13 protein-coding genes are annotated in these 14605 nt (G+C 63.3%); 10 read left to right on the forward strand and 3 right to left on the reverse strand.

The features are described 5' to 3' along the window. Nucleotides 1–8: 8 nt before the first annotated feature. A complete protein-coding gene (locus tag HMPREF3145_RS00630; RefSeq protein WP_070421337.1) occupies nucleotides 9–1184 on the reverse strand; it encodes a MalY/PatB family protein in 1176 nt (391 codons plus the stop codon). A gap of 73 nt (nucleotides 1185–1257) precedes the next feature. Here HMPREF3145_RS00630 and HMPREF3145_RS11385 point away from each other — a divergent pair, with 73 nt between their 5' ends. Together HMPREF3145_RS11385 and HMPREF3145_RS11390 are read left to right on the forward strand one after the other, a co-directional pair. After that, nucleotides 1258–1512 (forward strand): type II toxin-antitoxin system Phd/YefM family antitoxin, encoded by a 255-nt coding sequence (locus HMPREF3145_RS11385; protein ID WP_083279298.1) that lies wholly within the window; start codon nucleotides 1258–1260, stop codon nucleotides 1510–1512. Further along, the gene (locus HMPREF3145_RS11390) at nucleotides 1505–1900 is read left to right on the forward strand and encodes a type II toxin-antitoxin system VapC family toxin (RefSeq protein ID WP_353887091.1); all 396 of its coding nucleotides are present in this window, start codon (nucleotides 1505–1507) and stop codon (nucleotides 1898–1900) included. The genes HMPREF3145_RS11385 and HMPREF3145_RS11390 overlap by 8 nt, the downstream gene beginning before the upstream one ends. On the opposite strand, the gene HMPREF3145_RS00635 is transcribed toward HMPREF3145_RS11390, so the two are convergent. Continuing rightward, a complete protein-coding gene (locus tag HMPREF3145_RS00635) occupies nucleotides 1897–3789 on the reverse strand; it encodes an ABC transporter ATP-binding protein (RefSeq protein ID WP_070421338.1) in 1893 nt (630 codons plus the stop codon). The two genes, HMPREF3145_RS11390 and HMPREF3145_RS00635, sit on opposite strands and share 4 nt — an antisense overlap. 72 nt (nucleotides 3790–3861) lie before the next feature. Between HMPREF3145_RS00635 and HMPREF3145_RS00640 the strand changes: the two genes are divergently transcribed. Genes HMPREF3145_RS00640 through HMPREF3145_RS00655 form a run of 4 tightly spaced genes read left to right on the forward strand, consistent with a single transcriptional unit; the run spans nucleotide 3862 to nucleotide 7708 of the window. Beyond that, entirely contained in the window at nucleotides 3862–4416 is a 555-nt protein-coding gene (locus tag HMPREF3145_RS00640) for a hypothetical protein (protein ID WP_070421339.1), read from the forward strand. Nucleotides 4417–4426: 10 nt separating this feature from the next. Beyond that, entirely contained in the window at nucleotides 4427–6388 is a 1962-nt protein-coding gene (locus tag HMPREF3145_RS00645; protein WP_070421340.1) for a M3 family metallopeptidase, read from the forward strand. Between the two features lie 30 nt (nucleotides 6389–6418). Further along, nucleotides 6419–7435, forward strand: a complete 1017-nt coding sequence (locus HMPREF3145_RS00650) for a trypsin-like serine protease (protein WP_070569608.1) — start codon at nucleotides 6419–6421, stop codon at nucleotides 7433–7435. Beyond that, nucleotides 7436–7708 carry a hypothetical protein gene (locus tag HMPREF3145_RS00655; RefSeq protein ID WP_070421342.1) on the forward strand — a complete coding sequence of 91 codons (273 nt, stop codon included), beginning with the start codon at nucleotides 7436–7438 and terminating at the stop codon, nucleotides 7706–7708. It abuts the gene before it with no gap. Here HMPREF3145_RS00655 and malQ read toward each other — a convergent pair. After that, entirely contained in the window at nucleotides 7705–9855 is a 2151-nt protein-coding gene (gene malQ / locus HMPREF3145_RS00660) for a 4-alpha-glucanotransferase (RefSeq protein WP_371325685.1), read from the reverse strand. The genes HMPREF3145_RS00655 and malQ overlap by 4 nt on opposite strands. Between malQ and HMPREF3145_RS00665 the strand changes: the two genes are divergently transcribed. The 4 genes from HMPREF3145_RS00665 to hrcA all read left to right on the forward strand — a co-directional run bounded on the left by HMPREF3145_RS00665 (nucleotide 9854) and on the right by hrcA (nucleotide 14604). Further along, nucleotides 9854–11692: an AMP-dependent synthetase/ligase gene (locus HMPREF3145_RS00665; protein ID WP_083279299.1), complete on the forward strand. Its 1839-nt coding sequence runs from the start codon at nucleotides 9854–9856 to the stop codon at nucleotides 11690–11692. The two genes, malQ and HMPREF3145_RS00665, sit on opposite strands and share 2 nt — an antisense overlap. 85 nt (nucleotides 11693–11777) lie before the next feature. After that, nucleotides 11778–12446, forward strand: a complete 669-nt coding sequence (locus HMPREF3145_RS00670; protein ID WP_070421344.1) for a hypothetical protein — start codon at nucleotides 11778–11780, stop codon at nucleotides 12444–12446. A 15-nt stretch (nucleotides 12447–12461) separates the two neighbouring features. Then, a complete protein-coding gene (hemW, locus tag HMPREF3145_RS00675) occupies nucleotides 12462–13580 on the forward strand; it encodes a radical SAM family heme chaperone HemW (protein WP_210384128.1) in 1119 nt (372 codons plus the stop codon). A gap of 7 nt (nucleotides 13581–13587) precedes the next feature. After that, nucleotides 13588–14604 (forward strand): heat-inducible transcriptional repressor HrcA, encoded by a 1017-nt coding sequence (gene hrcA / locus HMPREF3145_RS00680; RefSeq protein WP_070421398.1) that lies wholly within the window; start codon nucleotides 13588–13590, stop codon nucleotides 14602–14604. Nucleotide 14605: the final 1 nt, after the last annotated feature.

The raw sequence follows: 14605 nt of genomic DNA on the forward strand, positions 1-14605 counted from the left end.
CAGTTGTCTTAGCATAAACCACACGCCCGCCAGATGGGAACTAAGTTCCAGTAGGTGGGATGTTGGAGCGCGTCGATCGCGTCCCCGATCCGCCGGACCGCCTCCTGGAGAATCTCCGGGGAAGTAGCAAAGTTCATCCTCGCGCGATGCTCCCCGCCGGGGCCGAAGTCCATGCCCTCATTCATCGCAACTTTTGCGTGACGACGAAGCCACGCCGCCGGCTTTTCGTCCACAAGCTTGGTGTTTCTAAAATCCAGGAACATCAAATAGGTCGCCTGCGGGACCTCCATCGCAATACCCGGCACCGCCTTTGGCAGGTTTTCGACGAGCCAATCCCGGTTCGCCCGCAGCTGCTCAATCTCCTCGTCGAGGAACTCGCGGCCGTGCGTGTAACAGGCTTCCGCGGCAACAATGCCGAGGGTACCTACGCCGTCCTTGGCTACCCCCGACAACGCATTCCACGTACGGACGTCCTCGTCGTTGGTAAAGATCATTTGCGCGCACTTTAAGCCCGCTACGTTCCATGCCTTCGACGTTGCCGTCACCGTGATGCACACGTCCGGGTTGTTCTCTGCGGCGCAGACGTGGGCGCCGTCGAAGACCAAGGGCGCGTGGATTTCGTCGACAATCACCCGCGCGCCATGCTTGCGCGCGACCTCGCAGACGGCATCCAACTCGTCGGCCGTGAACACGTAGCCGCCCGGGTTGAACGGGTTGGTCACGATGATGCTGCCCGCACCGTTGGCAAACGCCGCGTCCACCTCATCCAGGTCGAGCCCGCCTGCGCTGGAGACATCCACACGCTTGCGGCCCGCAACCTGAGCCACTTCCAGGAAGGGGAAATACGCCGGTACCGGCACAATCACATCACCCTCGGTGAAGTACTTGATCGCCAGCATCACACCGCGCACCACATCCGCAACCGGAAAGATCTTATCCGCGTCCGGGCGCCAGTCGTAGCGGTGCTCGTAGAACCCAGCCACCGCTTCACCCAAATGGTGCGCGTGCGGCGCCGGGGTGTAGCCGAACATCTCGCGTTCCACCGCATCCGCAATCGCTTCCTTCACCGCAGGGGCAGTGGGGAAGTCGCTTTCCGCGATGAACAACGGCAGCACGTCAGCGTCGAACTGCGTCCACTTACGCGTGCCGCGGGCTTGCAGGGTTTCAAGGCTGGGAAATTGCATGCGCCCTACGGTAGTGGGATTTTTTCTTTCGCGGACCCTTTTATGCCGTAGCGCGTGGTGCTACGGTCGGTGCATGACGGAGACAATCAGCCAGCGAGAGCTGCGAAATGAAAGCGGGCGCATCATGCGAGCGCTCGACGAGGGGGAGACATTTGTGATTACAAGCAACTCGCATCCGGTAGGTGAATTGCGACCATTAAGGAAGCCACGATTCGCACGAAAAGAAGACTTGCTAGCAACGGTCAGGCGGCTTCCGAAAGTCGATTTTGAAAAGTTCCGGGCCGATATTGACGAGTATGTAGACCAACGAATTGATCCGCGTGACTAGCAGAGGCTTGTTGGATACATCAGTGCTCCTCGATCTCGATGAAATAGATCCAAATCTACTGCCAGAGCAGTGGACAATCTCGTCTATCGCTTTCGCTGAGCTGGCTGTCGGCCCTGTTGCAGCGCAGGATCCTTTGGAGCGTGCCCGCCGATCAAATCAGGCCCGTGCAATCGCTGAACTAGTTGAGTGTATTCCGTTCGACGATCGTGCAGCACAAGCCTATGCCCTTGTATATGGGGCAGTGATCCGTGCCGGGCGAAAGCCACGAGGGCGTGCGTTTGATCTCTTGATCGCAAGCACTGCTGTGGCGGAAGGGCTTGATTTGTATACGAGGAATCCGCAGGACTTTAGAGGTCTTGAAGAACTTTTGAACGTGATTTCGGTTTAGTCCGTTGCGCCCTCGTCTTCATCTTCGTCGTACTCGTCGTCATCGCCCCCGTCGGCGGCGAAGCCAAATGCCTTCAACCGCTTCCTATCTGCAGCAGAAGAGGATGCCGTCAGGCGCAACAGCTCTGAATAAATACCGCCAGAGACAGCCAGATCTGCCGGCGAGCCGATCTCGTCGATACGTCCGTCGCGCAGGGTGATGATGGTGTCCACGCCGGCGATCGTCGATAAGCGGTGCGCGATCATGATCGTCGTGCGATCCCGCATAAGTTCATCCAGGCCCGCTTGGACGGCGCGCTCGGCTTTGGTGTCCAGGGCGGAGGTGGCCTCGTCGAGGATCAACAGCGGGGCGTCCTTGAGCATCGCGCGCGCCACCGCCACACGCTGGCGCTGACCACCCGACAGGCGCAGGCCGCGCTCGCCGATGATCGTGTCATAACCATCGGTGAACTTCATGATGAAGTCGTGCGCGTTCGCACGCTTGGCCACGGCAACGACCTCTTCCATCGTCGCGTCCGGCTTGCCGTAGGCAATGTTTTCAAACACCGAGCCGGAAAACAGCGCCGCCTCCTGGAACACCACACCCGTGGTGGCGCGCAGCTTCTCCACGTCCAGGTGCGAGATCTCCTCGCCGCACACCTCAAGGCGGCCACGCGTGATGGGGTAGAGGCCAAGCAGCAGGTTCACAATCGTGGACTTGCCGCCGCCGGACTCGCCAACCAGCGCGATCTTCTCGCCCTCACGGGCGGTAAACGTCACATCGTGCAGCACCGGCTCACCCGGCATGTACTCAAAGGTGACGTTGTCGAATGCGACGACCGGTTCGCGCACCCTCAGCGGTGTCTGCTGCGTTGCGTCGAGCGCCGGCATGCCGGAGGCTTCCGTCGCGGCCACCAGCTGGCGGTTCGCGGTCGGCTCGACCGGCTCGTCCATCACCTTGAAGTAGTCGCGCGAGCCGGCGATGGCGCGCTGCGCGGAATCGACGATCCAGCTCATCATGGTCACCGGCTGGCGCGCCATGGTCACCATCTGGATGAGCATGACCATCTCACCAACCGTGAAATGCCCATCGAGCGTGCGCGTGAACAGGATCAGGTGAATCCCCAAAAAGATCAGGTTCATGGCCACGCCGCGCGCGGTATCCATGGAGTGCCACCAGCGCGACTGCGGCCGTGTGATGTCCACCGTGTTGGTGTAGTGGCGGCCGAACTTTTCTAACTCGCGCACCTCGGCACCGTAGGACTTGGTCACCTTCACCTGGCCAACGACCTCGGCGAAACGCCCGTTGCCCTCGTCGATATTGGCGTTCTTTTCCTGCTCGAAAACCTGCCAGCGTTTCGACGTCAACGCCGTCAGCCACGTATACAGCGGGAACAGCAGCGCCAGCAGCACCGTCAGCGGCCAGTAGTAGTAGGCCGTGATGCCCAAAATGGCCACGACCTGCAGCAGCATCGGCAGGAAATTATTGGTAAAGGATTGGATGAACTGCGTGACGTTCGCAATCGAGCGGTCCAGCCGCGCGATGATCGTGCCGGTGACCTGGTTGTCGTAGTAACGCTGCGGTAGTGCGAGCAACTTGGCAAAGTAGCGCGTAGACAGAATCTGGCGGATGCGCGCCACCATCACATCGCCCAGGTATCCGGACACGTTGTGCAGCATGGAAGCGGACGCCTCTGCGACAAACAGCGCGATGGCGAGCCAGACGACGGTGCGGGTTGCGTCGGGCACGGGCTCGTCGCCAAGCGCCGCAATGATCGTGTCGGTTGCCTCCCGAATGAGGAACGGGGAGATAAGCCCAAGCCCCGCGACTATCGACGACACCACCACAACCGCGATATAAAACGGCCACAACGCGGAAGCACTGCGAACGACGCGCATCAAAGACTGCATAATTTCCACAGGGTACCTGCGCGGTATTGTGTGCAGCGAAGCACTAGTTACGCGACAGAAAACGAGGCGCACATGTCCATCCGCACGAGCACCCGGCTTGCCGCCGTCATCCTGGCCACGACCATGCCGCTGGCAGCTTGCGTGGACCAACAAGAAGACCCGATTGGCGACGAAACCAGCCAGAACCTCGAAGAATCCGTCGAATCGAAGGTCAACGACAAGCCCACCTTCAACGTTGAGGAAACCGACCCGAAGGTCACCGACGAGGTCACCGGCAAGTCCGTCAAGGATCCGGCGATGGAGTTGTCGTACAAGTGGCAGGGGACGTCGTCGACAGGCGTGGGCACCGTGGTCGTTATTGCGGTGACCAACACGTCCGACGCGCCACTGCCTGTCGACGCCCTGAAGCCGGAACTGCGCTACAGCACCGACGGCTCCTCCTACACCGACGCCTCCTACATCTCCAATGCGGAGAAGGCCCAGGTGGATGTCGTCGGCATCGACATGCCGCTCGGGCCGGGTGCCACCACGAACGCGAAGTTCCCCTTCGAGGTCGCGCAGGGCAACCTGTGGGACGCCGAGTTCACTGTTGGCAACGTCACATTCAAGGGCAATTTGAGCTATTAGACTGTCGCGCATGACAAATCCTTTGCTTGCGCCATCGACGTTGCCCTACAACCTGCCGGACTTCGCCGCAATCCGGCTTGAGCATGTGGAACCCGCCTTTGAACAGGCGTTGGTCAACCACGTGCAGGAAATCGCGGACATCACCACCCAAGACACCCCAACCTGGGAGAACACCGTCGAGGCCTTCGAGCTCGCCGGTGCGGACCTGGACCGTGTCATGGCGTGGTTCTTCAACCTGCAGGGCACCGATTCCACCGACGAGTTCGACGCCGTCGCCGACCGGATAGTGCCGAAGTTGTCCGCGCACGTGGACTCGATCTACCAAAACAGCGAGCTCTACTCCCGCATCCAGCAGGTCACGACGCCGGAGGATGAGGAATCGCAGCGGCTTCACGACGAACTCAAGCGCCGGTTTGCACGCCGCGGCGCCGACCTGGATGCGGCCGGCAAGACGCGCCTGCAGGAGATCAACCAGCGCCTGTCGGAACTCTCCGAACTTTTCGGCCGCAACCTGCTGGCAGATACGAAGAAACTCGCCGTGGAACTGACCCGCGAGGAACTTGCGGGCCTATCCGAGGCACAGATCGAGGCCTACCAGGACGGCGAGCGCTTCGTCGTGCCGATCGAACTGCCGACCACCCAGTCCCTGCAAGCCGAACTCGAAAACTCGGGCGCGCGCCACAAACTTTTCGACGCCTCCCGCGCCCGCGGCCGCGACACCAACGCCGACATCGTCGCCGAGTCGGTGAAGCTGCGCCTCGAGCGCGCGAAGCTGCTCGGCTTCGATTCGCACGCCGACTACGTCATCGCCGAGGAGACCGCAGGCAACGCGGCCGCCGCCCGCCAACTGATCGCGGACCTGGCGCCTGCCGCCGCCGCGAACGCCGAGGCAGAGCGCAAGCTCGCCTCCGAACTCGCCGGTGAAGACCTCGACGGCGCGGACTGGCCCTACTGGCAGGCGAAGCGTCGCGAGCAGGAACTGGGCATCGACGAGGCGGAGATCCGCAAGTATTTCCCGCTCGAGCAGGTGCTTACCGACGGCGTGTTCTACGCCGCCAACCTCCTCTACGGCATCACGGTGGAAAAGTGCGAGGACCTCAACGGTTACCGCGACGACGTGGACGTCTGGGAGGTGAAGGAAGAAGACGGCACTGGCATTGGGTTGTTGCTGACGGACTACAACGCGCGTTCGTCGAAACGCGGCGGCGCCTGGATGAGCTCCTTTGTGGACCAGTCGCACCTGGCGGGCACGAAGCCGGTGGTGGTCAACGTCATGTCGATCACCTCAAACCTGCTCACTATCGACGAAGTGACCACCCTGTTCCACGAGTTCGGCCACGCGCTGCACGGCCTGCTGTCGGACGTGCGCTACCCGTCGAACTCCGGCACCAACGTGCCGCGCGACTGGGTGGAGTTCCCCTCCCAAATCAACGAGAACTACGCGTTCGCCCCGGAGATCGCCCGCAACTACGCGCGCCACGTGGACACCGGCGAGGTCATTTCCGACGAGCAACTCGCCGCCCTGAAGGCCTCGCGTCAGTTCGGCCAGGGCTTCCTCACCGCCGAGTACCTCGCGGCCAGCGCGATCGACCTGGCGTGGCACTCGATCACCGAGGACACCCCGTCCGACATCCAAACCTTCGAGGAAGAAGCCCTGCGCGAGGTCGGTCTGGACATCGACGGGCTCGAGCCGCGCTACCGCTCCACCTGGTTCAACCACATCTTCGCCGGCGGCTACTCGGCGGGCTACTACTCCTACCTGTGGGCAGAAGCACTTGATGCCGACGGCTACCAGTTGGTCGAACAGGAAGGCATCAACCGCGACACCGGCGCGAAGTTCCGCGAGACCATCCTGTCCAAGGGGTCCTCGCGCGACTACGCCGAGGCCTACCGTGCGTTCCGTGGCCGCGACAAGGACACGCGTCCGCTGCTGGAGCGTCGCGGCCTGGCGGGCTCCGACGTATCGGCATAGCCGGTTAACGGCCTGCGCTACGCTGGCGGCATGTCCCGCGGAAGTGTGAAGCATTGGTGCGCGGCTGCGGTGGTTGCCACGACGCTTGCGGCGTCGGTGGTTCCTGCAGTCGCGCCTGCTTCGCCTGCGTTGAATGCGGCGCAGGGTGGGCGGATTTTCGTCGATAATTTAGGCTCTAACCGCCTCACCGCCTGCACGCTTGGCTTCAACGACGTCGAGCACCGCCGCAGTTACACCGCCGCCCACTGCGTGGTACAAAACGAGCAGTACTTCCCCCAGGGCGCGCTGGTCTACCTTGCAGATAGCGCCGGCAAACAAATCGACGAGCCCGCAGGGTTGATCTTCCCCGCGCGGGCGTATTCGCCGAAGACGTCCGCCAACGACTGGGCGGTGATCTACTGGTTCGAAGACGTTCGTGTTGGCGGCAACCCGTATGGCGGGACGGTTATACCGGTGGAAAAGATCAGCAGCACCGACACGATCTGCTTCCGCGGGTACTCCACCCATGGGCGCTCGGATGCCTCGACGTGCGGCAAGTTCGTCGGCACGGTTGAAAACACCACGTACTTCGACGCGCCGAAGATGCCGGTGCCAGGTGACTCCGGTGGGCCGGTGTACATCCCGGGCCGCGGCCTGGTGGGGGTGATCTCGGGCGCGAACTATGTCGCGGGCGAGGATAACCATCAGTTGATTGGGTTCCAGCGCGCCAGTTCGCTCGACAGTGGCCCGGTGTACGGGGAGGAGCAGGTCGACGACTTTTTGGAGTACCAGTATTCGCTGCGCTACTCCACGACGATCACCAACCCGCCGGGTGGCACGATCACGTTGACGCCGACCTTGGTGCCGCGAAGGACGCCTGCGCAGGCGACGTTTGAGTCTGGTGCCGCGACGCCGACGAGTGTGCCGACGGTGGCACCAAGGCAGAAGGCGGTGGAGCAGGCGCCGTCGGGCCCGTCGGCGTCGCAAGTTATCGGGATCATTATCGGCATTTTGGTGGTTGTTGCCGCGGTGAGCCCGATCGTGATGATGGCGTTGAAAGCGGTCTAAATGGGCTGGTTAATGGGGTTGAGCCCGTGGTTGCAGGTGCCGCTGATTGTGGTGCTGGCGCTGCCGGCGTGCGCGGCGGTGTCCTATGTGCTGCTTTGGGTCGTCGACCGGCTCGGTCTAGGCTTGGGCACCATGGCCAACCCTGAAGAGCTGCGCAAGCAGGATCAACAGCTGCCCAAGCCGCAGCGTAAGTACCCGCAGTCGCGGGTGACCCAAGCAATGTGGGTGCTCATCGCTCTTGTCATTGTTGCTGCGGTGATCGGCGCGCTTTAGTTGCGTATCGACGCCTCCGCCACCGCCTTAAACAACTCCATCTCCGGTAGGTGTTCGATGAGCACGGGGGTGCCGGTGGCGTCGCAAAGCGGCATGCGCCAGTTGGTGTACTGCTCGCCGTTGGTGCCGGGCTGGTTTTGAATGCGCTCGTCGCCAACCATGTCCACCAGGTTCGTACACGTCATCGCCGATGGGGTGGAGGCGACGAAGCGCGTCAGTCCCGTGATCAGTGCCTTTTCGTCGTCGCCGGTAAGCGCACCTTCCTCCCGCGCGAGGCCAAGCACCTGGTCGATCCAGATGCGGTCGGTGGCGTTGAGGTGCTCCACGGGGTCGTCGACAAGCCCGAGCTCATGGCGCAATTCGTTGTGTGCACCCTTGAGGTAGCCAGCGGTGGGCGGCAGGTCGTGCGTGCCCACAGCCGTAAGCGCCAGGTGGCGGTACTGCTGCGAGGGGCGCGGCACGCCCGGCGGGATGGATTCGAACCACAGCACCGAGGTGCCCAAAATGCCCTTGTCGCGCAGGAAGTCCTGCACCCACGGCTCGAACGTGCCTAAGTCCTCGCCGACGACGACCGCCCCGGCGCGCTGCGCCTCCAACACGAGGGTGCCCACCATGGCCTCAAAGTCGTAGTTCATGTACACCCCGCCAGCGGGTGTGCCGGCGCGTGGCACCCAAAACAGGCGGAACAGTCCGAGCACGTGGTCGACGCGGATGCCGCCACTGTGGCGCAGCGCTGTGCGCAGCAGGTCGCGCCACGGCCCGTAGCCGGACTCGGCGAGTTGCTGCGGGTTCCACGGCGGCTGCGACCAGTCTTGGCCTTTTTGCGAGTACTGGTCCGGGGGAGCTCCCACCGACGCATCGGACACCAACACCTCGCGCAGTGTCGCCGCGTCCGCGCCGCCAGGGTGGATGCCCACCGCAAGGTCCGTCATGATGCCGATCGACATCCCGGCCGCTGTCGCGCGCTCCTGGGCGAGGCGCAGCTGCTCGTCGGCGATGAACTGCAGCCACATGTAGAACTGCACGAGGTCCTCGATGTCGCCGCCAGCGTGCCTCGAGCGATGCTCCGGGTGGTGCTCCGGGTGGTGCTCCGACTCGGCGGCTTGCGCGGCGCACCAGGTGGCAAACTCGCGCAGGCCTTCGCCCTCGTCCAGGCAGAACAGTTCAAAGTCGTGGGTGCGCGCGGCATCGGCCTGGGAGGCCCAGAACAGCTCGCGCAGCGCCGCCAACTTTGCGGCGAACACACGGTCGCGATCCAGCGGCGCCGGCGAGGTGTTCAATGCCTTCAGGGGCGCGGCCAACTCGGTGATCGCCGCACGCAAATCACTATCCACCAGCTCAAACTCCGGCACCTGCTCCACCGCAATGTGGAGCGGGTTGATAAACCGGCGCGACGTGGGCAAATACGGCGAATCCTCCACCGGCGGCACAGGCTGGGCAGCGTGCACCGGGTTGATCAGCAGATAGTCAGCCCCCTGCGCGGCGACCGTCTCCGCCAACAACGCCAGGTCCCCAAAATCACCCAACCCCCACGAGGACGCAGAGCGCACCGAATACAACTGCGCCATCACACCCCAGACAGGGTGCTGGACCACGGCGGAGTTCGTCGACAAGCAATCGGGCACCACGAGCAACGTGCATACCGCATCAAAATTGTCCGACTCCAGATGCAACTCGTGCCAACCCGGCGGCAGGTCCCCAGGCGTATGAAACGTCGCCTCGCCCCACACCACACCATCTGAAGCCGTAAACGGCGGCGCCCAATTCTCATCCTGGTAACAATCCCGCGAGGAACCATCCTCCATCCGGATCCAACAGTGCGCCGGGTGCCCGTCGTGCACGTGCACGTTGAAGTGCTTCTCGTGTCCCTCGGTGGCCACCACCGTCGGCGGCAAGGGGCGCGTCGCCCAGTGCTCGCGCCGGGCATCCAGGTGGAAGTGGAGTTCCTCGTCGGTGGGGTCGTCGTCAAGCGAAAGCCCCAACGCCCGCAACAACGCCACAAACGACTCAGGCGGCGGCGACACCATCCGACCATCAGTCGCGCGATAGGAGGTGCCAAAGCCATAGGACTCGGCAAGGGCGTGCAGCAGTTCCACGTTGGTCACGCTTCCGCATTCTGCCAAAACGTCGGTAATGTTGGGCACCATGCCATCGACTTCTCACACGACGGAACTTGGATTCACCCTCAACGACACGGAAACGTGCCTGAGCCGACTCATCGAAATGTGCGAGAAGCACCCGCACCTCGTGCTGTTCTCGCGGCCCCGCAACTACGAATGGATCTCGGTCACGGCAGGGGAGTTCCTGCAAGAAGTCTACGACGTGGCCAAGGGGCTGATTGCCGCAGGTATCGAGCCCGGCGACCGCGTGGCCATCCTGTCCAGCACGCGCTACGAGTGGGCGCTGCTCGACTTCGCCATCTGGGCCGCCGGCGCCGCATCCGTGCCAATCTACCCGTCGTCCTCGATGCACCAAATCCAGTGGATCCTCGAGGACTCCGGCGCGAAAATCGCGTTCACGGAAACGCGCGACCACACGATGCTCATGAGCCCGTTCCTCCTCGGCGAGGACGGCACCCCGCGCATGGCCGACTCGACCTCGCAGCTGCAGCGCATCTACGAGTTCAACTCGGCCGCCGTGGAGCAGATCAAGTTTGAGGGCCGCGAGGTGGAGCAGTCGCTTATCGACGACCGCGTTGCCGCCACCCGCCACCCCGATCTGGGCTCCATCGTGTATACCTCCGGCACCACCGGCCGCCCCAAAGGTGTGGAGATCACCCACGGCAACTGGGCGTACCAGGCGTGGGCGCTGCTGGAAAACGAGATCGGCTCCGTGTCCTTCCCTGGCCAGCGCATGGTGACGTTTTTGCCGCTGGCGCACGTGCTGGCGCGCGCGGTGGCGCTGGCGTGGACGATTTCGGGCGCGACCCAGTCGCACTGGTCGGATACTTCGACGTTGACCGTGGAGCTGCAGCGCGCACGCCCCAACCTGGTCATCGGCGTGCCGCGCGTGTTTGAAAAGGTGCGTGAGGGTGCCTACAACAAGGCCGCGGATGGCTCCGCGATTGGCAAACGTGTCTTCTTGGAGGCCGAAAAGGCCGCGATTGAGTACTCCAAGGCGCTGGATACGCCGGACGGCCCGTCGCGAGTGCAGAAGGCCAAGGTCAAGCTCTACGACAAACTGGTCTACGCCAAGATCAAGGAGGCCATGGGTGGTTCCGTCTGGTACGGGATTACGGGTGGCTCCGCGATGAGCGCGGACCTGTCGCACTTCTTCCGCGGCATGGGTGTGCCGATCTACGAGGGCTACGGCCTGACCGAAACGTGTGCGGCGGCGTGTGTGAACAACGCGCACAGCAACAAGATCGGCACCGTTGGCCGCCCGGTCAATGGCTACTCGGTGCGGATTAACGACGACGGCGAGATCGAATTTAAAGGCCCCGGCGTGTTCTCCAAGTACTGGCGCAACCCGGCCGCGACCGAGGAAGCGCTCACGGACGGCTGGTTCAACACCGGCGATCTTGGCGAGGTCGACGAAGACGGCTTCGTGTCCATCACCGGCCGCAAGAAGGACCTCATCGTCACCGCCGGCGGCAAGAACATCTCCCCGGGACCGATGGAGGAGATCATCCGCCAGCACCCGCTGATCTCTAACGCGTTGGTGGTCGGCGACGGTAAACCGTTCGTCGGCGTGCTGGTCACCCTCGACGAGGAGGAACTGAAGCGCTGGAAGGCGAACCACAACATCCCGGCGAACAAGAAGGTGTCGGATCTGGCGCAGGACCCGGCGTTGCGCGCCGAGGTGCAAGACGCGGTGAACATGGCAAACGCGACCGTCTCGCGCGCGGAGGCGATTAAGAAGTTCCGCATCCTCGACCGCGACTTGTCGGAGCAGCACGACGAGATGACGCCGACGATGAAGGTGAAGCGCAATGTGGTGTTCCAGCGTTTCCAGGAGGACATCGACAAGCTGTATCAGCGTTAGCGGCGCGCCTACCCTCATCGGCTCACGCTGTGGCATAGCATCCCATTTTGTCACTTCCACAGTCCGTTTTAAGGGGGTTCACGCCGTGCACAAAACTGCAGCCGTGCTGCGTCACCGTGAACTTACCCAGGAGATTTACAACATCGGCGACGAGGTTGCGGAGTACATCGAGCACGTCGCCGAGTCGATTGCGGACTATGACGGTGAGCTCACTGAAGATTGCCTGGCAGAGTTCGAGGAGATTGTCGACGACGCCCGCCAGGACGCCCGTCGCATCGTCGCCGAGTTAATCGGCCTGCGCCAAGCTTTAACGTCTGGCCGCGCCGCCGGCTATCTGTCGGTGGGGGTGCGTCCAGAGGAGCGCATCCCGCAGCCTGAACTTCTCGACGCCGCCGGCCTCAAAGATCTCTTCCCCCTTCAAGCACCGTTCTCGGTGCAGACGATGCACGACGCACTCGTCGGACGCACCGAACTGGTGGTGCAGCACTTGGAGGAGATCGTCTCGTTTACCCTCGAGCAAACTGACATGGTCGCTCGCGAACTCGGTGTGGTGTCGCTTCCGCACCTGTACGCGCGGGTCGGTGAGATCGTCGAGGAAGCCGTGATCGGCTGGGTGGAAACCGTCTGCTTGGACCACCCGGCGTTCGTACGCACGATGCGCGGATCCAACCCGCCGGAGTTTTTGGAGGAGCGCGCCCGCATCGACCGCATTGTGGCGAAGGTGGCGGCGAAGCGTTCCCTGCGCGGGGCTTAGGTGGGGGGTTCCGTGATGGATTCCTTCGGCGTGTATATCCACGTGCCGTTTTGTGCGACGCGCTGTGGCTACTGCGACTTCAACACGTATACGCCCACCGAGGTGGATTCCTCGCACGCGCAGTACCTCGACGCGCTGGAGCGCGAACTCGAACTCGCGGCTGCCCGGGGGCTGCCGGAAGCCCAGACCGTGTTCATCGGCGGCGGCACCCCAAGCCTGCTCGGCGCGCAAGGCCTCGGCCGCATTCTGGACGCCATCCGCAACACGTTCGGTATTGCGGCATGCGCGGAAATCACCACCGAGTCCAACCCTGAATCCACCAGCCCCGACTACTTCGCGGGCCTGCGCGATGCCGGGTTTACCCGCGTCTCGCTTGGCATGCAGTCCGCCTCCACGCCGGTGTTGAAAGTCCTAGACCGCCAGCACACCCCGGGCCGCGCCGTCGCCGCCGCACGCGAGGCCCTTTCCGCAGGCTTCGAGCACGTGAACCTGGACATGATCTACGGCACGCCCACCGAAACCGACGACGACGTACGCCGCACCCTGGATGCCATCCTTGCAACCGGCGTCGACCACGTCAGCGCCTATTCACTGATCGTGGAAGACGGCACCGCCATGGCGCGCAAGATCCGCCGCGGCGAACTGCCCGCACCGCAAGAGGACGTCTACGCGGACCGCTACGAGATCATCGCCGCAACGCTGGAGGGCAACGGATACGACTGGTACGAGGTCTCCAACTGGGCCAAACCCGGCGGCGAGTGTCGCCACAACCTCATCTACTGGCACAACCAGAACTGGTGGGGCGCAGGCCCCGGCGCGCACAGCTTCATTGACGGCGAGCGCTTCTTCAACGTCAAGCGCCCCGAGCGCTACGCACAACTGCTTCACGACGACACCCTGCCCATCCAGGACACCGAAACCATCACCGCAGACGAAGCCCACATGGAGGCGATCATGCTCGGGCTTCGCCTGCGTGAGGGGATTCCGGCCGGGTGGGTTGGGGATCGGGCGCGTGGGGTCGTCGATAAGCATGTGCGCGCGGGGCTCCTAGAGCGGGGAGAGCGCTTGCGCGTGACTGATACCGGCAGACTGCTTGCAGACGGCATCATCACCGATATCCTGGCAGCCGAGTAAGGAGGCGATCATGAGCGCAGCAGACGAGCGGCGCCAAAAGGTGCTGCGGGCGATCGTGGCGGACTACATCGCCAGCCAAGAACCCGTCGGCTCCAAAGCGCTGGTGGAGCGGCACAACATGGGGGTGTCGTCGGCCACGATCCGCAACGACATGGCGGTGCTTGAGCAGCAGGGCTACATCTCGCAGACGCACGCCTCGTCCGGGCGCATCCCCACCGAGGCCGGCTACCGCAAGTTCGTGGATGCGCTCCACGACGTCAAACCACTGTCCGCCGCCGAGCGCCACGCGATTTTGGACTTCCTCGAAGACGGGGTGGACCTCGAAGACGTGCTACGCCGCTCCGTGCAACTGCTCTCTCAACTGACCCACCAAGCCGCCGTGGTGCAACTGCCGAACCTGTCCGCCTCGCGGGTGAAGCACTGTGAGGTTGTCGAACTCACACCAACGCGCCTGCTGCTCGTGCTGATCACCGACGCCGGCCGCGTCGACCAACGCAACGTTGATCTCGCCGCGCCAATTGGCGACGACGGCGTGCGCATCCTTCGCGACATCCTCAACGACGCACTTGTGGGCAAGAACATGCGCGACGCCTCCGCCTCACTCGCCGGCGTGGCGGTCAGCGCCCCGCCGCACCTGACCGAACCCACCACGCGCGCCGCCGAAGTGCTCATCACCACACTTGTCGACGCCGCCCCCGACCGCCTCATCATCGCAGGCTCCTCAAACCTGCTCGTGCCCTCCGGCGGCCTCCAGGACGTCATCGACGCCCTCGAGCAGCAAGTTGTCGTACTGAAACTGCTCGCCGGCGCCCAAGAACTCGAACGTGTCTCCGTGCGCATCGGCCGCGAAAACGAAGACGAGGAATTATCCAGCGCCTCAATTGTTACAACAGCGTACGGGGCAGGCGATGCAGCACTCGGCGGCCTCGGGGTAGTCGGTCCAACCCACATGGACTACCCCGGTACCATGCAGAAGGTTGCCACCGTGGCTCGTTACATCAGCCGCACACTGCGGGGTGAATAGA

This window comes from Corynebacterium sp. HMSC05C01, assembly GCF_001807155.1.
GTDB classification, from domain to species: Bacteria; Actinomycetota; Actinomycetes; order Mycobacteriales; family Mycobacteriaceae; genus Corynebacterium; species Corynebacterium coyleae.